Source organism: Pseudarthrobacter raffinosi (assembly GCF_023913835.1).
Taxonomy (GTDB): domain Bacteria; phylum Actinomycetota; class Actinomycetes; order Actinomycetales; family Micrococcaceae; genus Arthrobacter; species Arthrobacter raffinosi.
Genome location: NZ_JAMXBG010000004.1, coordinates 205,088 through 226,075 on the forward strand (window position 1 = coordinate 205,088; position 20,988 = coordinate 226,075).

General features: G+C 64.6%; 22 protein-coding genes. 19 read left to right on the top strand and 3 right to left on the bottom strand.

The genetic code is table 11. The annotated features are described in order from the left end of the window. The first annotated feature begins 10 nt into the window (after window positions 1–10). Window positions 11–1,171 (top strand): acyl-CoA dehydrogenase family protein, encoded by a 1,161-nt coding sequence (locus NG697_RS05910; protein ID WP_252598821.1) that lies wholly within the window; start codon window positions 11–13, stop codon window positions 1,169–1,171. Between the two features lie 50 nt (window positions 1,172–1,221). On the opposite strand, the gene NG697_RS05915 is transcribed toward NG697_RS05910, so the two are convergent. Beyond that, window positions 1,222–1,455 carry a DUF5703 family protein gene (locus tag NG697_RS05915; protein WP_056339951.1) on the bottom strand — a complete coding sequence of 78 codons (234 nt, stop codon included), beginning with the start codon at window positions 1,453–1,455 and terminating at the stop codon, window positions 1,222–1,224. Between the two features lie 39 nt (window positions 1,456–1,494). On the opposite strand from NG697_RS05915, the gene NG697_RS05920 reads away from it, so the two are divergent. After that, window positions 1,495–1,761: a hypothetical protein gene (locus NG697_RS05920; RefSeq protein WP_056339953.1), complete on the top strand. Its 267-nt coding sequence runs from the start codon at window positions 1,495–1,497 to the stop codon at window positions 1,759–1,761. Between the two features lie 73 nt (window positions 1,762–1,834). On the opposite strand, the gene NG697_RS05925 is transcribed toward NG697_RS05920, so the two are convergent. After that, the gene (locus tag NG697_RS05925) at window positions 1,835–2,770 is read right to left on the bottom strand and encodes an aldo/keto reductase (RefSeq protein ID WP_252598822.1); all 936 of its coding nucleotides are present in this window, start codon (window positions 2,768–2,770) and stop codon (window positions 1,835–1,837) included. Window positions 2,771–2,820: 50 nt separating this feature from the next. Between NG697_RS05925 and NG697_RS05930 the strand changes: the two genes are divergently transcribed. After that, the gene (locus NG697_RS05930) at window positions 2,821–3,654 is read left to right on the top strand and encodes an undecaprenyl-diphosphate phosphatase (RefSeq protein ID WP_252565374.1); all 834 of its coding nucleotides are present in this window, start codon (window positions 2,821–2,823) and stop codon (window positions 3,652–3,654) included. A 15-nt stretch (window positions 3,655–3,669) separates the two neighbouring features. Further along, a complete protein-coding gene (mshC, locus tag NG697_RS05935) occupies window positions 3,670–4,947 on the top strand; it encodes a cysteine--1-D-myo-inosityl 2-amino-2-deoxy-alpha-D-glucopyranoside ligase (RefSeq protein ID WP_252598823.1) in 1,278 nt (425 codons plus the stop codon). Here mshC and NG697_RS05940 read toward each other — a convergent pair. Continuing rightward, window positions 4,944–5,849, bottom strand: coding sequence for a PAC2 family protein (locus NG697_RS05940; RefSeq protein WP_056339966.1), 906 nt, complete (start codon window positions 5,847–5,849; stop codon window positions 4,944–4,946). The two genes, mshC and NG697_RS05940, sit on opposite strands and share 4 nt — an antisense overlap. A 198-nt stretch (window positions 5,850–6,047) precedes the next feature. Between NG697_RS05940 and NG697_RS05945 the strand changes: the two genes are divergently transcribed. From NG697_RS05945 to tatC, 15 genes are all read left to right on the top strand, one after another. Continuing rightward, window positions 6,048–6,737 (top strand): HAD family hydrolase, encoded by a 690-nt coding sequence (locus NG697_RS05945; RefSeq protein WP_252613784.1) that lies wholly within the window; start codon window positions 6,048–6,050, stop codon window positions 6,735–6,737. Then, complete coding sequence (locus NG697_RS05950) at window positions 6,734–7,900, top strand: site-2 protease family protein (protein ID WP_252598824.1); 1,167 nt, start codon at window positions 6,734–6,736, stop codon at window positions 7,898–7,900. Before NG697_RS05945 ends, NG697_RS05950 begins: the two co-directional genes overlap by 4 nt. Before the next feature lie 113 nt (window positions 7,901–8,013). After that, window positions 8,014–9,075 (top strand): tRNA (adenine-N1)-methyltransferase, encoded by a 1,062-nt coding sequence (locus NG697_RS05955; RefSeq protein WP_252598825.1) that lies wholly within the window; start codon window positions 8,014–8,016, stop codon window positions 9,073–9,075. Window positions 9,076–9,158: 83 nt separating this feature from the next. Continuing rightward, window positions 9,159–10,910 (top strand): proteasome ATPase, encoded by a 1,752-nt coding sequence (gene arc / locus NG697_RS05960; protein WP_252598826.1) that lies wholly within the window; start codon window positions 9,159–9,161, stop codon window positions 10,908–10,910. Next, complete coding sequence (gene dop / locus NG697_RS05965; protein WP_374209897.1) at window positions 10,907–12,580, top strand: depupylase/deamidase Dop; 1,674 nt, start codon at window positions 10,907–10,909, stop codon at window positions 12,578–12,580. Before arc ends, dop begins: the two co-directional genes overlap by 4 nt. Before the next feature lie 83 nt (window positions 12,581–12,663). Continuing rightward, window positions 12,664–12,867, top strand: a complete 204-nt coding sequence (locus tag NG697_RS05970; protein WP_056339984.1) for a ubiquitin-like protein Pup — start codon at window positions 12,664–12,666, stop codon at window positions 12,865–12,867. A gap of 81 nt (window positions 12,868–12,948) precedes the next feature. Then, window positions 12,949–13,770, top strand: a complete 822-nt coding sequence (gene prcB / locus NG697_RS05975) for a proteasome subunit beta (RefSeq protein WP_252598827.1) — start codon at window positions 12,949–12,951, stop codon at window positions 13,768–13,770. A gap of 1 nt (window position 13,771) precedes the next feature. Further along, complete coding sequence (gene prcA, locus NG697_RS05980) at window positions 13,772–14,503, top strand: proteasome subunit alpha (RefSeq protein ID WP_248760570.1); 732 nt, start codon at window positions 13,772–13,774, stop codon at window positions 14,501–14,503. 1 nt (window position 14,504) lies between these two features. Next, a complete protein-coding gene (gene pafA / locus NG697_RS05985) occupies window positions 14,505–15,869 on the top strand; it encodes a Pup--protein ligase (protein ID WP_056339994.1) in 1,365 nt (454 codons plus the stop codon). A 110-nt stretch (window positions 15,870–15,979) separates the two neighbouring features. Continuing rightward, window positions 15,980–16,921, top strand: coding sequence for an FKBP-type peptidyl-prolyl cis-trans isomerase (locus NG697_RS05990; RefSeq protein WP_252598828.1), 942 nt, complete (start codon window positions 15,980–15,982; stop codon window positions 16,919–16,921). Between the two features lie 41 nt (window positions 16,922–16,962). Further along, entirely contained in the window at window positions 16,963–17,358 is a 396-nt protein-coding gene (locus tag NG697_RS05995) for an FKBP-type peptidyl-prolyl cis-trans isomerase (RefSeq protein WP_252598829.1), read from the top strand. A 106-nt stretch (window positions 17,359–17,464) separates the two neighbouring features. Beyond that, complete coding sequence (locus NG697_RS06000) at window positions 17,465–19,450, top strand: helix-turn-helix transcriptional regulator (protein WP_252598830.1); 1,986 nt, start codon at window positions 17,465–17,467, stop codon at window positions 19,448–19,450. Between the two features lie 10 nt (window positions 19,451–19,460). Continuing rightward, window positions 19,461–19,814, top strand: coding sequence for a hypothetical protein (locus NG697_RS06005; RefSeq protein ID WP_252565389.1), 354 nt, complete (start codon window positions 19,461–19,463; stop codon window positions 19,812–19,814). Window positions 19,815–19,846: 32 nt separating this feature from the next. Then, window positions 19,847–20,122 (top strand): Sec-independent protein translocase subunit TatA, encoded by a 276-nt coding sequence (gene tatA, locus NG697_RS06010; protein WP_056340008.1) that lies wholly within the window; start codon window positions 19,847–19,849, stop codon window positions 20,120–20,122. Between the two features lie 48 nt (window positions 20,123–20,170). Continuing rightward, window positions 20,171–20,965 (top strand): twin-arginine translocase subunit TatC, encoded by a 795-nt coding sequence (gene tatC, locus NG697_RS06015; RefSeq protein WP_252598927.1) that lies wholly within the window; start codon window positions 20,171–20,173, stop codon window positions 20,963–20,965. The last annotated feature ends 23 nt before the right edge of the window (window positions 20,966–20,988 follow it).

Here is a 20,988-nt window from a genome sequence, read left to right on the forward strand (position 1 = left end):
CGGCCCGGACATGACTCCCGAGGAAGTCCTGCCGGAGCCCTTGCTCCAGGCCATCCGCGGCCGTGCTGCGGGCTATGACCGGGACAACACCTTCTTCTTTGAAGACCTCGAGGAGCTGACCGCCGCCGGCTACCTCAGGCTGTTTGTGCCGGCGTCCGACGGCGGCCTGGGGCTTGGGCTGGCGGCGGCAGCACAGTGCCAGCGGCGGCTGGCAACGGCGGCCCCGGCCACCGCCTTGGCCATCAACATGCATTTGGTCTGGACCGGCGTCGCCCACGTCCTGGCCGCACGGGGGGACCATTCCCTTGGCTTCGTCCTGCAGGAGGCCGCCCACGGCGAGATCTTCGCCTTCGGCAATTCCGAAGCCGGCAATGATTCGGTACTTTTTGATTCAAAAACGGCAGCCGTTCCCCTGCCGGGCGGGGCGTACAGCTTCACGGGTACCAAGATCTTCACGAGTCTTTCGCCCGCCTGGACCCGACTGGGAATCTTCGGCAAGGACGGCCAGGCCAGGGAAGGCGAAGGGGAGCTCGTGCACGGGTTCATCAGCCGGGAGGCCGCGGGCTACGCCATCCTGGATGACTGGAACACCCTGGGCATGCGGGCCAGCCAGTCAAACACCACCGTCCTGGACGGCGCCGAGGTCCCGCCGGAGAGGATCTTCCGCAAACTTCCGGTGGGACCTAACGCCGATCCGCTGATTTTCGCCATCTTCGCGTGCTTCGAGACATTGCTGGCTGCCGTGTACACCGGCATTGGCGAACGTGCCCTGAACCTGGGTGTTGAGGCCGTCAAGCGCCGCACGTCCTTCAAGAATGCCGGCCGCAGCTATGCGCAGGATCCGGATATCCGCTGGAAGATCGCGGAGGCCGCAATGGCCATGGATAACCTCTACCCCCAGCTGCTGACCGTCAGCCGCGATGTGGATGCGCTCGTTGAGCACGGGCCGCAATGGTTTCCCAAACTTGTGGGGCTGAAGGTCAATGCAACTGAAACGGCCCGCCGGGTTGTGGACATGGCCATCAGGGTGAGTGGCGGCTCCAGCTACTTTCGTGGGTCGGAGCTTGAACGCCTGTACCGGGACGTGCTGGCGGGGATGTTCCATCCATCAGACGATGAGTCGGCGCACAACACGGTGGCGAACGCGTGGCTGGGTCCGTTGGAGGACTGAACAGGCCGCTGGCCCGTTAGTCCCTATACGGTCCGCTGGCCGGACAATTCCTACACGGTCCGCTGGACCTGCATCACCCGGCGGCGGAGCCAGAAGCGCCTGCCGCCGCCCAAATACAGCTTGCTGCGTTCCAGCTCCCACTTGCCGTACTCGGAATGCTCCACAAGCCGGCGCCTGGCATCAGGCAGCGAATCGTCAGGGCTGACCGTCAGAACGAGGTACTCGTACTGCCTCAGAATGTCCCGTTCGCGCTGGACCGAGCTGGTGAGAAAATGTTCCTTCATTGCTCTCCATTTTCGTCCTTTTCCGGCTAACGTGAAGGCATGAGCATCGATCCGCGTGTCGCGCTTCAGTCCTTGACAACCGCCTTGGAAGAACACCTTATAGCAGCATCCAACCGGCGTGGAGATGGCGATCCCGCGGTGGAAGCGGCTTTTTTTGCGGTCGCGGATGCTTTCGAGGTTTATGAAGACGCACTCTACGAGGCTTACAGCGAAGTTACACCCCTTCAGGTCTTCGATGATGAAGAAGATGAGGACGATGAAGCCGGCATCGATGACGACGAGGACCTGGAAATTCTCGAGGACTGAGAACTCCACGCCGCCATCGCGGGCAACGACCCAACGCTGCGGCCCTGAACGGCGTCTCCGCCGGCACGGAAACTCAGCCGGGCAGGGAAACGTCCTCGAGCGCGCGGGCAATTTCGGGCGGCAGCCTGGTTAGTTGGGCGGCCATGATTTCTTTCGCCTGCACGGGAGTCCGGGGCCCGATGATGGCAGTGGCCACGCCATGCTGGGACAATAGCCAGCTCAGCGAGACATCCAGCGGTGTCCGGCCCAGGCCCTTGGCCGCCATGGCCACGGCTTCCACTACGCTGGACGGCTGCGCCTCCAGATACGGCTCTACGTAGGGTGCGGAGTCTGTTCTTGCCGCCCGGGAATCGGCGGGAATGGCGCCGCGGTACTTGCCAGTCAGAACGCCACGTCCCAGCGGAGCCCAGGCCATCAGCCCCAGGCCGGCATCTTCGACGGCGGGAACCAGTTCCGCTTCCGCCTTTCGCTGCAGGAGTGAATATTCAGCCTGCGCGGCTACGAGCGGAAATCCGGCCACCGCCGCAGCCTTGGCGCTTTGCCACCCGTTGAAGTTGGAGATGCCCGCATAGCGGGCGCGGCCGCTCCGGAGCGCGAATTCAAGCGCGGACAGGGTCTCGTCCAGCGGGACATTGCCGTCCCATGCCTGGGCAAACCAGATATCCACGTAGTCAGTCCCCAGCCTGGCCAGACTTGCGTCCAGGCCGGTGAGCATCGCGTTGCGTGACGTGTCCACCGTGCGCCGGCCGTCCGACGTCGACATCCCCGCCTTGGTGGAAATGCAGACTTCGGTGCGGGAGACGACGTCACCCAGGAGAGAGCCGATCATCGCCTCGGCGCGGCCGTCGGCGTAAGACGCCGCGGTATCTATAAGTTTTCCGCCACCATCGATAAATGTCCGCAATATCTCCGAGGCGTCCTGTTCGTCGGTATCGCCGGACCAGGACATGGTGCCGAGGGAAAGGGCGGAGACTCGCAATCCACTGTTGCCGACGTAACGCTGCTGCATAGCTGCAAGCTTACGGGGAATCAACAGTGTCCATGACGTAGGGTCTTAGCGTGAACTGGTTTGAGGCGGCCCTGCTGGGCCTAGTGCAGGGACTGACCGAATTTCTACCGATTTCATCGAGCGCGCACCTGCGGATTGTGGGGCAGTTCCTGCCCAACGCATCCGATCCCGGAGCCGCGTTTACCGCCATCACGCAGCTTGGTACCGAAACGGCGGTGGTGATCTACTTCTGGCGCGACATCGTGCGGATCGTCAAGGCTTGGGCGGGATCGCTGACCGGAAAAGTCTCCCGGCAGGACCCGGATGCCCGCATGGGCTGGCTGGTGATCCTGGGCAGCCTCCCCATCATCGTGCTGGGTCTGCTGTTCCAGGACCAGATCGAGTCGGTGCTGAGGAGCCTGTGGCTCGTAGCCACCATGCTGATTGTCTTCGGGCTCTTTCTGGCCGTGGCCGACGCGATCGGAAAGCAGGACCGGGACCTCACCCAGCTCACCTACAAACACGGCATTTTGTACGGCTTCGCCCAGGCCCTGGCTCTTATTCCCGGCGTGTCGCGATCCGGCGGCACCATCACCGCAGGTCTCCTGATGGGCTACACGCGCGAAGCCGCCGCGCGGTATTCGTTCCTCCTGGCTATCCCGGCGGTGTTCGGCAGCGGCCTTTACCAGCTGTATAAGGTGGTCTCCAAGGAAGGCATCACCGGCCCCTACGGCCTTCCGGAGACGGCGCTGGCCACCGTCATCGCCCTGGTGGTGGGCTACGTGATCATCGGTTGGTTCCTCAAGTTCATTTCCACCCGAAGCTACCGGCTCTTCGTCTGGTACCGGATCTTCCTGGGCCTGGCCCTGTATCTCTTGCTCGGTTTCAATGTCATCAGCGCCTAGCCGTAGGCTTAGGCTGTGAAATCCTGGACCTCCCGCCCTGTCCCTGCGCTGCCCGGCGCCATGCCTGCCATCCGGCTGTTCGATACCGCTAAGGGGAGTGAGGTCACGCTCCGGGCCGGGGGAGAGCAATCCATGTACGTCTGCGGGATCACTCCCTACGACGCAACCCACATGGGCCATGCGGCCAGCTACGTGGCCTTCGACCTGCTGAACAGGGCCTGGCGTGACGCCGGCCAGCAGGTTTCCTACGTCCAGAACGTCACCGACGTCGACGACCCCCTGCTGGAGCGCGCGACTGCCACCGGTGTGGACTGGCGGGACCTGGCCGCGAGCCAGATTGAACTCTTCCAGACCGATATGGAGGCCCTGAACGTCCTCTCGCCGGACCACTACGTGGGTGCCGTTGAATCAGTTGACATCATTGTTCCGGCCATCGAACGGCTGGTCCGGCTGGGGCTGGCCTACCGCGTCCCTGGTACGGCAGGGGAGCCCGACGGCGACGTCTACTACGACGTCGAAGCTGCCGGCAAGCAGTCGGTCGCCCCGGATGCCTGGACCCTGGGCTCGATCTCCCGCCTTGGTGAAGCCGAAATGCTGGAACTGTTCGCCGAACGCGGCGGCGACCCGGGCCGGGCCGGCAAGCGGCAGGCCCTGGACCCCCTGCTCTGGCGGGTTGCCCGTGACGGCGAGCCCAGCTGGCCGGGCGGTGAGTTGGGCCAGGGCAGGCCTGGCTGGCACATCGAATGCACGGTCATCGCCCAGCGGTACCTGCCGGCTCCCTTCACTGTCCAGGGCGGCGGCTCTGACCTCATCTTCCCGCACCACGAGATGGGCGCCGGTCACGCCTATTCCCTCGCCGAAGTGCCGCTGGCCCACCACTATGCCCACGCCGGCATGGTGGGCCTGGACGGCGAAAAGATGAGCAAGTCCAAGGGCAACCTGGTCCTGGTGTCCAAACTTCGGGCCGAGGGAGAAGATCCGGCTGCCATCCGCCTGGCCATCCTGGCCCACCATTACCGTTCAGACTGGTCCTGGACCGCTGAAGGGTTTGAAGCCGCGAAGGACCGCCTGGCTGCGTGGCGCAGCGCCGTCGCCACCTCGCCGGAAGGATCGGCCCCCGGCCTGATCGCAGAAATGAGGTCCGCCCTTGCATCTGACCTGAACGCACCGGCCGCCCTGGAAGCTGTTGACCGCTGGGCTGCCTCGGCGGACTCCGCCGCGGCAGCGGGCAGCCAGCATGATCAGGCCCTGGTCAGGGACGCCCTGGACGCCTTGCTCGGCGTCGTACTTTAGGGCTTGTCCCGGCCCCGACGCTTGAGATAGCGCTCAAACTCCCGCGCGATGGATTCGCCGCTCGCCTCCGGAAGATCGGCCGTATCTTTTGCCTCTTCCAGCTGGCGGACGTACGCGGCGATCTCAGGATCCTCGGTAGCCAACTCATCGACGCCGCGCTCCCACGCAGCTGCCTCTTCCGCCAGTTCGTGCGTGTCCAGCGGGACCTGGATCAATTCCTCGACCCGGTGCAGGAGAGCCAGCTGTGCCTTGGGTGACGGGGCCTGGGCCACGTAATGCGGGACGGCTGCCCAAAGGGAAACAGTCGGAAGGCCCGCCAGGAGGGACACTTCGGACAGTACTCCGACGATGCCGACGGGACCTTCATACTGGGATGCTTCAAGGTTGAGGCGTTCCCGCAACACAGCGTCGTCAGAGGACGTGCTGACCGGAATCGGCCTGCTGTGCGGAACGTCTGCCAGAAGGGCCCCCACCAGGACCACGTAGTCCACCTTCAGCGCTTCGGCGTGGACCAGCAGTTCCGCCGTATAGGCCCGCCACTTGTAGGACGGCTCAATGCCCTGGACGAAAATGACGTCCACGTTCGAATCCGGCGCACTGGCCTTGTAGATCCGTGTGGAGGGCCACTTGATCTTGCGTTCCCCCGAGGCGTTCCTTCGGACCGTGGGACGCGTGAACTGGAAATCGTAGTATTCGTCGGCGTCAATGGACGCGACCTTCTTGCCGCCCCAAACCCTGTTCAGGTAGCGCAAGGAATCACTGGCGGCTTCGCCGGCATCGTTCCAGCCTTCAAATGCGGCCAGCATCACAGTAATGCGCTCCCCGTCCGCCACTGGCAGCAGGAACTGCTCCGGTTCAGGTGCGGCACCCGGTTCCGCGGTGTCTCCGTCGAAGCTATTCATCTCATCACCCTACGTCCAAGAACCGGCGCGACGCATTGAATGAAGAGCCAAAAAGTGCGCCGGGGCGCGTGCGCGCCCAAAGGCAAAGCTGATATTCGCCGAGGGCGTATCCACCGGCTGGCGTTCAGGTGCGCCCCGTAGACTGGGAACATGCGATCCCTACCCTCCGTTTCCCCGCTCAGAGCCGTTCTTTGGGATATGGACGGCACCATTGTGGACACTGAACGCTACTGGATTGCCGCGGAGCACGCCCTTGTGGAAGCGCATGGCGGCACATGGTCACATGGGCAGGCCATGCAGCTCGTGGGTCAGTCGCTGACGTATTCGGCCGGAATCCTGCAGGCAGCCGGTGTCCGGCTGGAGCGCCGGGAGATCATCGACACCCTGACCTCTGAGGTCATCAGGAGCGTCCGGCACTCTGTTCCTTGGCGTCCCGGTGCGCGGGAACTGCTGGATGACCTGCACGTCGCCGGTGTGCGGTGCGCGCTGGTGACCATGTCGGAGGAGCCGTTGGCCCGCGAAATTGTCGCGAGCCTGCCCAAGCGTTACTTCGAATTCCTGGTCACGGGGGACACCGTCACCCAGGGCAAGCCGCACCCGGAAGCATACCTGAAGGCAGTGGAGCTGCTTCAGGAAGCGGACCCGGACCTGACCGTGGATCACTGCGTCGCCCTTGAGGACTCCGCACCGGGAGTGGCTGCTGCTGTGGCCTCGGGCGTCGCCACCGTCGCCATTCCGCACATTGTCCCGATCCCCCACGATCCCGGGCACACCACCTGGGAATCCCTGGCCGGCCGCACCGTTTCCGAGCTGGAGGCCATCGCCGCGGGCAGCCTGGCCGCCGCGGTGGCTGGATCTGCAATGCCTGTGACGGGGAGCCCGTCATGAGTTCCGCGCCCGCCCCCGCCCGCCGCGAAGGAATACCGCTCGGCAGGATCGCCGGAATCCCGGTCATTCTGGCCTACTCGTGGTTTGTGATCGCCGCCTTTACCGTCATTGTCTACGGACCCCTGCTGTTGGAGCAGAATCCGGTGTTGGGCATTTCCGCCTACTACATGGCGTTCGCGTACGCCCTGCTGCTCCTGATCTCAGTCCTGGTCCACGAACTGGCGCACGCCCTCACGGCCAAGATCTACGGCTGGCCCACGCAGAAGATCGTGCTGAATCTCTGGGGCGGCCACACCCAGTTTGAGAATTTCACGGCGACGCCGGCGCGCTCGGTCATCGTGGCGCTGGCCGGGCCGGCTGCCAACCTGGTCCTCGCCGGCGGCGCCTGGGTGGTCCTCTCCACCACCAGCATGGGCACCGTGGCCGAAATACTCACAAACATCTTTATGTGGGCCAACTTCGTCATCGGCATCTTCAATGTCCTGCCCGGACTCCCGCTGGACGGGGGCAGGATCGTTGAGTCGGCCGTCTGGAAAGCAACCGGGAGCCAGGCCAAAGGCACCGTCGCCGCCGGCTGGGCCGGCCGCGTCATCGTGGTAGCGCTGGGCTTCTGGTTCATTGCCCGGCCGCTGCTGGCCGGTGAGACACCAGATATCAGCCTCCTGATGATCACCGTCCTCGTTGGCGGCTTCCTCTGGATGGGTGCCAGCGCCGCAATCCAGCAGGGCACCCTGCGCGGAAGGATGCATCTGGTCAGCGCCGCTGCCCTGGCGGCTCCCGCCGTCGGAATTCCAGCCACCGCGGTGGTGGCGGACATCCGCAGGCTGTCACCGGACGGTTCACGCGCCGTTGTGGTCTGCGGGCCGGATGGACGCCCGCAGGGTGTTGTGGATCCCGGTGCCCTCGCCGCGGTTCCTGACTACGCCGCCGACTCCACGCCTGCCACGGCAGTGTCCTATGCCCTCGCGGCGGGAGCCTACGTACCTGAGTCGTCCCAGGGGCAGGAACTGATCCAGTACCTTTCCCAGCTGGACGGTCACGAATATGCCGTGGTGGACCATCACGGAACGGTCACCGGACTTCTGGCGCAGAACGTGGTGGTGGCCGCCATCACCGGCAAGGCTGACCCGTCAAATAGGCATCCTCAGGGTCAAAGCCGGTAGAGTTACGTGCCGGCCGTGCATTGCCGCCGCGTGGCCGCCCGGAGGCCTGCGCCGCACCCGGCGGACCTATTTCGATGCGTGGCCCCACAGTTTTACAGGAGCGAGGAAAATCCATGAGCAGCGAAACTGCCGCCGAAGCCGCAGCACCAACCACCACCGGTGTTGCCGCCAATGGCACCCAGCCGGTGGGAGCTGCCCGCCGCCGCGGGCCTTTCCGTGAAGGCGAACGGGTCCAGCTGACCGACGAGCGCGGCCGCATGAACACGATCTCTCTCGAAAGCGGCGGCGCCTTCCACACGCACCGCGGCTTCCTGAACCACGACGAGATCATCGGAAAAGCAGATGGGTCAGTCGTCGTGAACAACGTCGGCCAGCAGTACCAGACGCTGCGCCCCCTCCTTTCGGACTTTGTCCTTTCCATGCCGCGTGGCGCCGCAGTGGTCTACCCGAAGGACGCCGGCCAGATCGTCACCATGGCCGATATCTTCCCCGGCGCCAGGGTTGTTGAAGCCGGCGTTGGCTCCGGAGCGCTGTCCATCTCGCTGCTCCGGGCCGTTGGCGACAACGGCTACCTCCACTCCTTCGAGCGCCGTGAGGAATTTGCGGACATTGCCCGCGGGAATGTGGAAACCATCTTTGGCGGCCCGCACCCGGCGTGGGGGATCTCCCTTGGCGACTTCCAGGAGGAAGTAGTCCGCAGCGAGGCGCCCGGCTCCGTGGACCGTGTAGTGCTGGACATGCTGGCACCCTGGGAATGCCTCGACGCCGTTGCCACGGTCCTCGCACCCGGCGGCGTCTGGATCAACTACGTGGCCACGGTCACCCAGCTGTCCCGGACCGCGGAAGCCATCAGGGCTGACGGCCGCTTCACCGAACCCGACGCCTGGGAGTCCATGGTCCGCGGCTGGCACCTTGAGGGCCTTGCCGTCCGCCCGGACCACCGCATGGTTGCCCACACCGGCTTCCTTCTGGTCACCCGCCGCCTTGCCGACGGGGTCACCGGCATCTCCGTCAAGCGCCGTCCGTCGAAGACCGGCTTCAACGAAGAAGACGTCAACGCCTGGACACCCGGTGCCGTCGGCGAACGACTGGTTTCCGACAAGAAGCTCCGCCGCGCCGCGCGCGATGCCATTGCCGGCACCAACGTCAAGGACGAACCGGAGATCACGAACTAGTCCACATTTCGGGAGTCTCCAGCAGTACCTGCCAACTTGGGGCTAAGGTCTTAAGAAGAAGAGCAGGAAGGGGCTAATGCACCATGGAGACGCCGAATCAGGACTCCGGACGTACACCGGCGGAGCAGTCGGCCGCCAACGAACTGTCGGCTGCGGACCGGCAGGCGAATGTCCTCCGCGACAAACTCAGGCACATTGACCGCCAGCTGGCGGCCGCGACGCAGAACAACGCGAAGCTTGTCAGCATGCTGGAAGCGGCCAAGGCCGAGATTCTGCGGCTGAAAAATGCCTTGGACCAGGAGGGCCAGCCACCGTACAGCTTCGGCACCGTCCTGCAGCTCAATCCCAGGCGGCTGCCGTCAGCGGGCAATAGCGGCCAGGCTGCCACCGAGGAATCGGTGGACATTTTCAACGCCGGCCGGAAGATGCGGGTGGGCATCAGCCCCCTCGTCAACATCAACCAGCTGGCGGTCGGCCAGGAGGTCCTCCTCAACGAGGCACTGCTTATTGTTGCCGGCCTCGGCTACGAACGCGCCGGCGAACTCGCAACCCTGAAGGAAATGCTCGGAACGGACCGCGCGCTGGTGGTGGGGCGGGCGGACGAGGAGCGTGTCATCAGGCTCTCCGGAGCCCTGCTCACCGAAAAGCTCAGGGTGGGGGACGCACTGTCCATCGACTCGCGCACCGGTTACGCCCTCGAAAAAGTGCCCCGCTCCGAAGTAGAGAACCTGGTCCTCGAAGAAGTCCCCGACATCACGTACGAGGACATCGGCGGCCTCGGTCCGCAGATCGAGCAGATCCGGGACGCAGTGGAACTGCCGTTCCTGCACCCGGACCTTTACCGCGAGCATGGGCTGAAAGCCCCGAAGGGCATTCTGCTGTACGGTCCGCCAGGGTGCGGCAAGACCCTGATTGCCAAGGCTGTTGCCAACTCCCTCGCCGCCCGGGCAGCGGAGCGGTCCGGCAATGTGGACCTGAAGAGCTATTTCCTCAACATCAAGGGTCCGGAGCTTCTGGACAAGTACGTGGGCGAGACAGAGCGCCACATCCGCCTGATTTTCTCCCGGGCCCGGGAGAAGGCTTCGGACGGCAGCCCCGTGGTAGTTTTCTTTGATGAAATGGATTCCCTGTTCCGTACGCGCGGAACCGGGATCTCCTCAGACGTCGAGACCACCATCGTCCCGCAGCTGCTGAGTGAGATCGACGGCGTGGAGCGGCTGGACAACGTCATTGTGATCGGTGCATCCAACCGCGAGGACATGATCGACCCCGCCATCCTCCGCCCCGGCCGCCTGGACGTGAAAGTCAAGATCCAGCGCCCCGATGCAGAGGCCGCGGCGGATATTTTCAACAAATACATCACCACGGACCTGCCGTTCCACGAGTCCGACCTCGCCGAACACAGCGGTGACGTCCAGGCGACGGTGGACGCCATGGTCCAGCGCACGGTTGAAGCCATGTACTCCACGGAGAAGTCCAACGAGTACCTGGAAGTCACCTACGCCAACGGCGATACGGAAATGCTGTACTTCAAGGACTTCAATTCAGGCGCCGTAGTCCAGAATGTTGTGGACCGGGCCAAGAAGTACGCCATCAAGGATCTCCTGACGCTGCACCAGAAGGGTCTCCGGATCGAGCACCTGCTGCGTGCCGTGGTGGATGAATTCCGCGAGCACGAGGACATGCCCAACACCACCAACCCGGACGACTGGGCGAGGATCTCAGGTAAGAAGGGCGAACGGATCACCTACATCCGCACCATCGTGCAGGGTAAGGCAGGCCAGGAGCCCGGCAAGTCCATCGAAACGATGCCGAACACGGGACAGTACCTGTGACGGCAGCCCCGGAACGCGCCGGCGGGGTTGGGCTCCCGGCCGGCGGGGCCATGCGTGTCATGGGGGCGGAAACGGAATACGGCATCCACGCCCCGTCCGCGCCCGGAGCAAACGCCACCATGATGTCCGCCCGCGTTGTCCAGGCTTATGCCCAGGTGACGCGGCAAAGGGCGGCTGGAGGGGCAGAGACCCGGTGGGATTACACGGACGAGGAGCCCCTCCACGACGCCCGTGGCTGGACCCTGGAAAGGGCGTCGGCCCACCCCAGCCAGCTGACAGACCAGCCGCCGGTACTCGACGCCGAAGCGGTGGCGCTTGCCTACGGCCGCGAGGAATTGGAACTGGACGGTGAGGACGAGTCCGGCAGCCTCCTGATGAACATGGTCCTGGGCAACGGAGCCCGCTTGTACGTGGATCATGCCCACCCGGAGTACTCCAGTGCGGAGGTGACCAACCCCCGCGATGCGGTGATCTGGGATGCCGCCGGGGACCTCGTCGCGCTGGCGGCAGTCCGCCGCCTGGCCGCGGATCCCGAGCTGCCCCCGGTCAACCTGTACAAGAACAATACGGACAACAAGTCTGTCTCCTACGGCTCCCACGAGAACTACCTCATGCCACGCTCGGTACCCTTCGGGGACATCGTGCGGGGGCTGACGCCGTTCTTCGTCACGCGGCAGATCATCTGCGGCGCCGGGCGGGTGGGCCTGGGGCAGGACAGCTCCACACCCGGGTACCAGATCAGCCAGCGCGCAGACTTCTTCGAGGCGGAGGTGGGCCTGGAAACCACCATCCGGCGTCCCATCATCAACACCCGGGATGAGCCACACGCCACCGCCGATAAATACCGGCGCCTGCATGTGATCATCGGTGACGCCAACCTGAGCCAATCCTCCAACTACCTCAAGTTCGGCACCACTGCCATGGTCCTGAGCCTGATCGAGGCCGGGCTGGCGCCCAAGGTGGAGGTGCACGAACCCGTCGCAGCCCTCCAGACAGTCAGCCACGACACGTCGCTGACAGCCAAACTCAGGCTGCTGGACGGGCGCCGCGTGACGGCCCTGGACCTGCAATGGATTTACCACGAGGCGGCGGCCAAGCTGGCGCAAGACACCGGCGTTGCCGATGCCGTGGACGGGGACGGCCATACGCATCAGGTGCTGGAGCGCTGGGCTGCCACGCTGACCCAGCTCGATTCCGACAGGAACGCGGCGGCCACGTCCGTGGAGTGGCTGGCCAAGCTCTCCCTCCTCGAGGGTTACCGGAACCGCGACAACCTTGCCTGGGGTGACGCGAGGCTCGGCCTCGTGGACCTCCAGTGGGCAGACATCAGGCCGGAGAAGGGACTGTACTACCGGTTCCTGGCACGGAACCGCATGCAGCGGATCGTCGACGACGGAGCCATCGCCGCAGCGATGACCGAACCGCCGTCGGACACTCGTGCCTTCTTCCGCGGACGTTGCATCAGCAGCTTCGGCAAAGACGTGGTGGGGGCCAGCTGGGACTCGGTCATCTTCGACGTTCCGGGCTACGGCCGGCTTCAGCGCGTGCCAACCCGGGAACCCCTGCGCGGCACCAAGGCCCTCACGGGAGGGCTCTTTGCCCGCCACCGGGCGGCCGGTCCGTTCCTCGCCGAACTTTTGGGGCATAACACCGCTCCGCCTGCGGCGTAAACCGCGCCGTCGGGCGGACAGCGTGGCAATATGGGCGTATCAGCAGATCCGCCCGGATCCGAGGATTTAGAGGAGTGATCACCATGGCAGGCCAGGAGCAGCAGAAGCCACAATCACACGACAGCCAGGTCGAGGACGAGATCCCGGAGGCGCCTCCGGCAGCCCCGGAAGCCCAGGCATCGGCCGCCACCCAGGGCGTCGACGACCTCCTGGATGAAATCGACGGCGTCCTGGAATCCAACGCCGAGGAGTTCGTCCGCGCCTTCGTCCAAAAGGGCGGCCAGTAACCCGGTCCGGATGGGTGGCGGAAGCCGCGTCCGGCCGGAATCTGTACCGACGTTGAAGGACCACGTACAAGGAGTGCATCAGTGCAGGAAACAACCGCCAACCAGGTAGCCGGCAACGCGACATCCTCATTCACCGAGCATCTGCAGCGCGACCGTCCGGACCTGCTTCCGTACAACCGTGCCATGCCTGCTGCAGCGGCGGCGACAGCTCCGCTGCAGGTACCCCATGCCACGACGATCGTGGCAATGAGCTATGGCGGCGGCGTCCTGATGGCCGGGGACCGGCGGGCCACCATGGGCAACGTCATTGCCAGCCGGCACATCGAAAAGGTGTTCCCGGCCGACAGGTATTCAGTGCTGGGGATCGCCGGCACGGCCGGCATCGCGATTGACCTGACGCGGCTCTTCCAGGTGGAGCTGGAGCACTACGAAAAGATCGAGGGCACCCTGCTGAGCCTCGACGGCAAAGCCAACCGGCTGGGGGCCATGATCCGCGGGAACCTGCCGATGGCCCTGCAGGGACTCGCCGTCGTGCCGCTGTTCGCCGGCTTCGACACAACTGCCGGCGTGGGCCGGCTCTTCTCCTACGACGTCACCGGCGGCAGGTACGAGGAACGCGAGCACCACACGGTCGGCTCCGGTTCCGTTTTTGCCCGCGGCGCGCTGAAGAAGCTCTGGCGGCCCAACCTGGCCGAAGCCGAGGCAGTCTCCGTGGCGGTCGAGTCCCTTTACGACGCGGCCGACGACGACTCCGCCACAGGTGGTCCAGATCCCGTCCGTCAATTGTGGCCGGTGGTGTACACCGTGAACAGGGATGGCGCGCGGCGGATCCCCGAATCCGAGCTCGCCACTGTGGCGGGCAGGATTATCGAAGCCAGGTCCGCCGAACGGCGGGAGGCCTAAGATGACGCAGCAGTTCTATGTCTCGCCTGAACAACTGATGAAGGACCGTGCGGACTTCGCACGGAAGGGCATCGCCCGCGGCAGGTCCGTGGTGGTCATCAGCTGCCAGGACGGTATTGCCCTGGTCGCTGAGAACCCCTCACCCTCACTGCATAAGATCGGCGAGATCTACGACAAAATCGCGTTTGCTGCCGTCGGCAAGTACAACGAATTCGAAAGCCTGCGCCAGGCCGGAGTGCGGTACGCCGATGTCCGTGGTTACTCCTACGACCGCGAGGACGTCACCGCACGCGGGCTCGCGAGTGTCTACGCGCAGAGCCTCGGTGCCGTCTTCACCGCAGAACAGAAACCCTTCGAAGTGGAACTGGCCGTCGCCGAGGTTGGCCCCACGCCGGAACTGGACCACCTCTACCGGCTCACCTTCGACGGGTCCATCGCCGACGAGCACGGCTTCATCGTGATGGGCGGCCAGGCGGAGCGTGTCTCGGCGGTCATCGCCGAGGGCTGGCGACCGTCGCTGCGTTTCGCAGGCGCTGTCCGCCTGGCTACCCGCGGCCTGGCCAGCGGCCCAGACCCGGCCGCTGAACAGGGCGAAGCGGGAGGAACCCTTCCCGCCAAGGCCGTGGAGGTTGCCGTGCTGGACAGGCAGTCGGAGACCTCCCGGGGTTTCCGCAGAGCCTTCCGGCGGCTCAACGATTCTGATATCACGGCGCTGCTTGCTGAGGAGGACTGAGATGGACAAGAGAATCTTCGGTATCGAGACCGAGTTCGGAATCTCGTATTCGAGCCCCGATTCAAGGCCGTTGGCCCCGGAAGAAGTGGCCCGGTACCTGTTCCGCAAGGTGGTCAGCTGGGGACGGTCATCCAACGTGTTCCTGACCAACGGCTCCCGGCTCTACCTGGACGTCGGCTCACACCCTGAGTACGCCACGGCCGAATGCGACGACCTGGCCCAGCTCATCGCGCACGACCGCGCGGGCGAGCTGATCCTGGACGACCTCGTTGACGAGGCACAGGCAAGGCTGGCCGCGGAAGGATTCAACGGCACGGTCTACCTGTTCAAAAACAACACCGATTCGGCCGGCAACTCCTACGGCAGCCATGAAAACTACCTCATCCCGCGCCGCGGCGAATTCTCCCGGCTCGCGGAGATCCTGATCCCGTTCCTGGTGACCCGCCAGCTGATCGCCGGCGCAGGGAAAATCCTGAAGACTCCGCACGGGGCCACGTACGCGTTTTCCCAGCGGGCAGACCACATCTGGGAGGGCGTCTCCTCCGCAACCACCCGGTCACGGCCCATCATCAACACCCGCGATGAACCGCACGCCGACGCCGAATTCTTCCGCCGGCTCCATGTCATTGTGGGCGACTCCAACATGTCCGAAACCACAGCCCTGCTCAAGGTCGGCACCGTGGACCTCATCCTGCGCATGATTGAGGCGGGAGTGATCATGCGCGACATGAGGATGGAAAACCCCATCCGCAGCATCCGCGAGATTTCCCACGACCTCAGTGGAAGGGCGCTGGTCCGTCTGGCCAACGGCCGCCAGCTCACGGCCCTGGAGATCCAGCAGGAGTACCTCACCAAGGTCACGGCCTTTGTTCAGGAGCAAGGGGCCCACAATCCCCACGTACCGTTCATCCTTGATCTTTGGCAACGGACCCTGAACGCCATCGAGAGCGGTGACACCAGCACCATCGACACGGAAATCGACTGGGCCATCAAGAAAAAACTGATGGACAACTACCGGCAGCGGCACGGCCTGGGCCTGGACGCGCCCAGGATTGCCCAGCTGGATCTTACGTACCATGACATTTCGCGGAGTCGCGGGCTGTACTACATCTTGCAGTCCCGGGGTGCGGTTCGGCGGGTTGTGGACGATACCGTGATCAAAGACGCCGTGGACGTGCCACCGCAATCCACGCGGGCCAAGCTGAGGGGCGATTTCGTCCGGCGCGCCCAGGAACTGGGCAGGGATTACACGGTTGATTGGGTGCACCTGAAGCTGAACGACCGCGCGCACCAGACCATCCTGTGCAAGGATCCCTTCCGAAGCGTCGATGAGCGGGTGGATGCCCTGCTGGGCTCTATGGGCTGACGTTCAGGTTCACGGGCTATCCTTGATGGGGCCGTTCCTTGGCCTTGCAGCGGTGCCGGGCGTCTGATTCCGGTTCCGCGTCCACCCTGCCCCGACGAAAGTTCTCTTACGTGCGCCGACTCCTAGCAATCCTGATCCCCGGCCTGCTGCTGCTTACCGCTTGTGGCGGTTCGCCCGCAGCACCGGAACCCACCAGCCAGTCTGCCGGTGACACTGCCAAGTTCGACTCCCTGAAACTGACGGACAACGGTGACCAGAAGGCTCCCGGTGTCGAGTTCTCCAAGCCCCTCGAAGTCACCGAACCCACCATCAAGGTGGTCGCCGAAGGTGACGGTGACCGGGTCAAAGAGAACCAGATCGCAAACATCTCCATCCTCGCGCTCAGTGGTGCGGACGGATCCACGCTGGAGGACACCTTCCCCGGCGAGCCCGAACCACTGCAGCTGAACGAGGAACTGAAGACCGGAAGCCCGGTTATCTACAGCGCGTTTGTTGGCTCCAAGGTCGGCTCGAGCCTTGCCCTGGCCATCCCGGGCCAGGCCGCAACCGCAGAAGGCGCCCCCGCCCAGCCAACGCAGCTTCTCCTGATCAAGGTGCTCTCCACCAAGGACGCACCGCAGACCGTCGCTCCGCTCGCAAAGCCCGAAGGCGAGACTGTCACCCCGCCGGCCGGCCTGCCGACCGTGAAGGACAACGACCAGGGCGTGCCGGAGATCTCCGTTGACGGAATCGCCGCGCCCACAGCACTCGTTTCCCAGGACCTGATCAAGGGCAACGGCGCGGAGGTTAAGGAAACCGACACGTTGACCGTCAACTATGTTGGCGTGAACCTTGTGGGCGGCACTAAATTTGATTCAAGCTTTGACCGCGGCGAGCCGGCCAGCTTCCCGTTGACCGGCGTCATTCCGGGCTGGACCCAGGGACTGGCGGGAAAGACGGTGGGCTCCCGGGTCCTCCTGGTGGTCCCCAAGGACCTCGCGTACGGTGATGCCGGCCAGGGCGAAGCCAAGGGTGACCTTGTCTTCGTTGTGGACATCCTCGGCGTCAAGTAAACAGCAACACATCACCCACCCAAATAATCAAAGGAGCAACCATGTCATTTGGTCAGCGCGATTTCGACCGCCAGAAGCCGGAAATTGACTTCCCGCAAGGCGATGTCCCCACCGAACTGGTTATCACCGACCTCATCGAGGGCGACGGTGCCCAGGCCAAAAAAGGCGACACCGTCTCCACCCACTACGTCGGTGTGGCCTGGTCCACCGGCGAAGAGTTCGACGCTTCCTGGGGCCGCGGCGCCCCGCTGGACTTCCGTGTGGGCGTGGGCCAGGTCATCCAGGGCTGGGACCAGGGCTTGCTGGGCATGAAGGTAGGCGGCCGCCGCCGCCTGGAGATTCCGTCCGAACTGGCGTACGGCTCCCGCGGGGCCGGCGGAGCCATTGGCCCCAACGAAGCGCTGATCTTCGTGGTGGACCTCGTGGGCGTCCGCTGACCGAAGCATCGTAACGCCGGAAGGCGCGGTAACAATCAGGGTTTTGTTTTCCTGTTGGTTGCCGCGCTTTCTGCTTTCCGCGGAGGAGTTTAGTAACGTAGCCAGCGTGTCCGTCTCCCGTACTGAACGCCTGCTGAACCTCCTGATAGCCCTGCTGAACACCAAATACGGCCTGCGCCGGGCAGAGTTGCGGGCGAAGGTCTACCATGACACGTCCGGCAACGACGTGGCCTTCGGCAGGATGTTTGAGCGGGACAAGAATGACCTCCGGCAGTTCGGCTTCGATGTGGAAACCGTCACGGACCTCGGCTGGAGCGAAGATGATCCGGCCACCACCCGCTACCGCATCGGCAAGGAATCGAACCGCCTGCCTGATGTCCAGCTCAGCCCGGGGGAGTGGACCGTCCTCCTCCTGGCGTCCCAGTTATGGGAGCGTGCCGCCCTGGGAACCGCCGCTGCCAGCGCCCTCCGCAAGCTCCAGGCCTCCGGCACCGTGTCCGACGTCGAACTTCCGGTTGGTGTTCAGCCGCGGATCCGGCCGGCGGGCCAGGCCTTTGATGATGTGGTGGCTGCCATGCACGCCCAGCACCCCGTCAGCTTTCCCTACCTGGCAGGCACCACCGGCAAGGAAGAGCAACGGACTGTGGAGCCGTGGGGCCTCGGCAGCCGCTTCGGCCAGTGGTATCTGACCGGCTACGACCGCTCGCGCAAGGCACCGCGCCACTTCCGGCTCTCCCGGTTCACGGGCCCCGTCACGGTGCTGGAGAAGGAAACCTACCCGGCGCCGCCGAACTTCAGTATCCGCGCAGAACTGGACCGGCTTCCGGAGCTCCCGCTCCGGACCGCCGTCGTGGACGTCCGGGAGGGCCGCCTCCTTGGCCTGCGCCGGCGCGCCACGCCGGTTGCCGACGGGAGTGCCGGAACGCCCGACGCCGGCTACGAACGGCTGCAGGTCAACTTCAGGGACGCTGAGGTGCTGGCCGAGGAGCTCGCATCCTATGGCCCGGACGCTGTGGCACATGCTCCCGACGAGCTGGTGGCAGCCGTGCGGCACCGGCTGCGCAACGCTGCCGCCTTCTGCGCCGCTCCCAGCCCTGCATATCTGTTTGCGGACGCACCGCGGGGTCGCGTCATCCGGAAACGCACGTCTGAGGACCAGCTCAAGCGCATGCTGCAGCTGGTGCCGTTCCTGGTCCACAACCAGGGCCTGCATATCCAGGACGTCGCAGCCCGCTTCGGTGTCACGCCCGCGGAGCTGGAAAGCGACCTGCGGATCCTCATCTGCTCCGGCCTTCCCGAGGGATACCCTGACGACCTCCTGGACATCCATTGGGAGGAAGGCCACGTTTACATCACCCAGGACCTGGATCTCAAGAGGCCGGTCCGGTTTACGGTGGACGAGGCCTGCGCGCTGCTGACCGGGCTCGAGACGCTCAATGGGCTTCCCGAACTTGCCGAAGGAGGTGCCCTGGAGTCGGTGACCCTCAAACTGATGGCAGCGGCCGGCGAAGAAGGGCTGCGGGCCGGTTCGCTTGCCGGTCCGGAGGTGGGCCCGTCGGATTCGGCCGTCCTTGACGTTGTCCGTGGTGCAATCCAGGAGCGGTCGCAGCTACGGCTCGTGTACTTCTCCGCCCAGCGCGACCAGGTCTCCGAACGGGACGTGGATCCGCTCCGCCTGTATTCCCTGGACAACACCTGGTACTTCGAGGCCTACTGCCATTCGGCCGAGGGGCTGCGGAACTTCAGGCTGGACCGGGTGCAGGAGGTCCACCCGAACGGAAATCCCGCCTCCACGCAGGTCCGGGCCGGGGAAAGCTTTCCGGCCAAGCTGTTCACGCCCAACGACGACGACACCACGGTCCTCGTACAGCTCACCAGGCAGGGCGCCGGCTTGGCGGACGATTATTACGCCGAACGTGTGGCACCCCTTCCCCACGGCGGCCTCGTAGCCGAGATCCGCTTCGGCAGCACTGCCTGGCTTCCCATGTTCGTGGCCCAGCACGGCGGGGCCGCCCGGATCCTCGAACCTTCCGAGCTGGGGGCGGCAGCGCTGGACTGGATCGAGGCGGCCCTGGCCGGGTACGGCGGCTAGACTCGTCAGCATGCCTTGGTGGTCCTGGATCCTGATCTGGATTGCGCTTATTGCGCTCTCCCTGCTCTTTTATGTCCTCCTGGGCATCCGGCTGTACCGCCAGTTCATGGCGGTAATGAAGGACCTGGGCGCCGCCGGAGCTAAAGTGGCACACCTGGCGCCGGCAGCGGCCACCGTCGATGACGGCTCCCAGCCGCCAGGGTCAGCTCCGCCCGGTGCGGCTGTTTTTGCCTCACCGGCCCAGATGCGTCATGATTACGACGCATCCAAGTCATCCCGCCGGGAGGGCCGCCGCCAGAGGCGCGTCCAGCGTAAGCACGATCGGGGCCAGCCCCAGTCACTTCGCGATCTCAATCTCAGTTAGACGTAGGATGTTGTTAGAGGAAAGGATTTCCCGTGGGAAGACTCTTTGATGGCCCGTGGCCAATTGTCATTATCATCGTCGTTGCGCTGCTGCTATTCGCCGCGCCCAAACTCCCTGCCATGGCCCGCAGCCTTGGCCAGTCCATGCGGATCATCAAGTCCGAGGTCAAGGAAATGAAGAACGACGGCAAAACCGACTCCACCGACACGGCTTCCGGCCCGGTGGAAGGCAAGATCGTTAACCACCCGCCGGCGAAGCCCGGTGAGCCGACCGACGGCACTGACGTTCCGCCGTCGACCCGCGCCTAACCCGAAGTGGCACTGACGCGGGGCCGTAAGTCCAACCCTGAGGGGCGGATGGCTCTTTGGGACCACCTCAAAGAGCTCAAGAACCGGGTGATCAAATCGGCGATTGCTGTGCTGGTTGCCGGCGTGGGCGGCTGGTTCCTTTACGATCCAGTCGTGGCCAGCCTGTCGGACCCGCTGATTTCCATTGCCCGGGATACGGGGCGCACCGCGGTCCTGAACTTTGCGACCATCGCAGATCCTTTTGCCTTCAAGATCCAGATTGCCATCCAGATAGGGCTGGTTATCTCCAGCCCTGTCTGGATCTATCAGGTGTGGGCTTTTATCACCCCGGGTCTGACCAAGAAGGAACGCGGCTACACGCTCGGCTTCATGGCGGCCGCTGTGCCCCTGTTCCTGGCCGGTGTGTTTGTAGCCTGGCTCGTGTTCCCCACCGTGGTCAGGGCGCTGCTACAGTTCACACCCGCCACCGGCGCCAACAACATCTCGGCCACCGACTACCTGACGTTTGCCACGCAGATGTTGCTTATCCTCGGGATCTCTTTTCTGGTCCCCGTGATCCTGGTCGGCATCAACATGGCCGGTGTGGTCAGGGGCCGGACCATCCTCAAAGCCTGGCGGATTATCGTCTTCCTGGTCTTTGTACTGGCGGCACTGGCCGCACCAGGCACGGACGCGCTGTCCATGTTCCTGCTTGCTGCGCCGCTGCTGATTCTGTTCTTCGCGGCGATCGGGCTGTGTATCTTCAACGACAAGCGCCGTGACAAGCGCGTGGCGCAACAGGCTGCTGAGACGGACGCGACAGCCGACATCGCGACGCCCGGCAACGAACTGAAGAACCTGTAGCGCGCGGCGCACTAGGCTTGAGG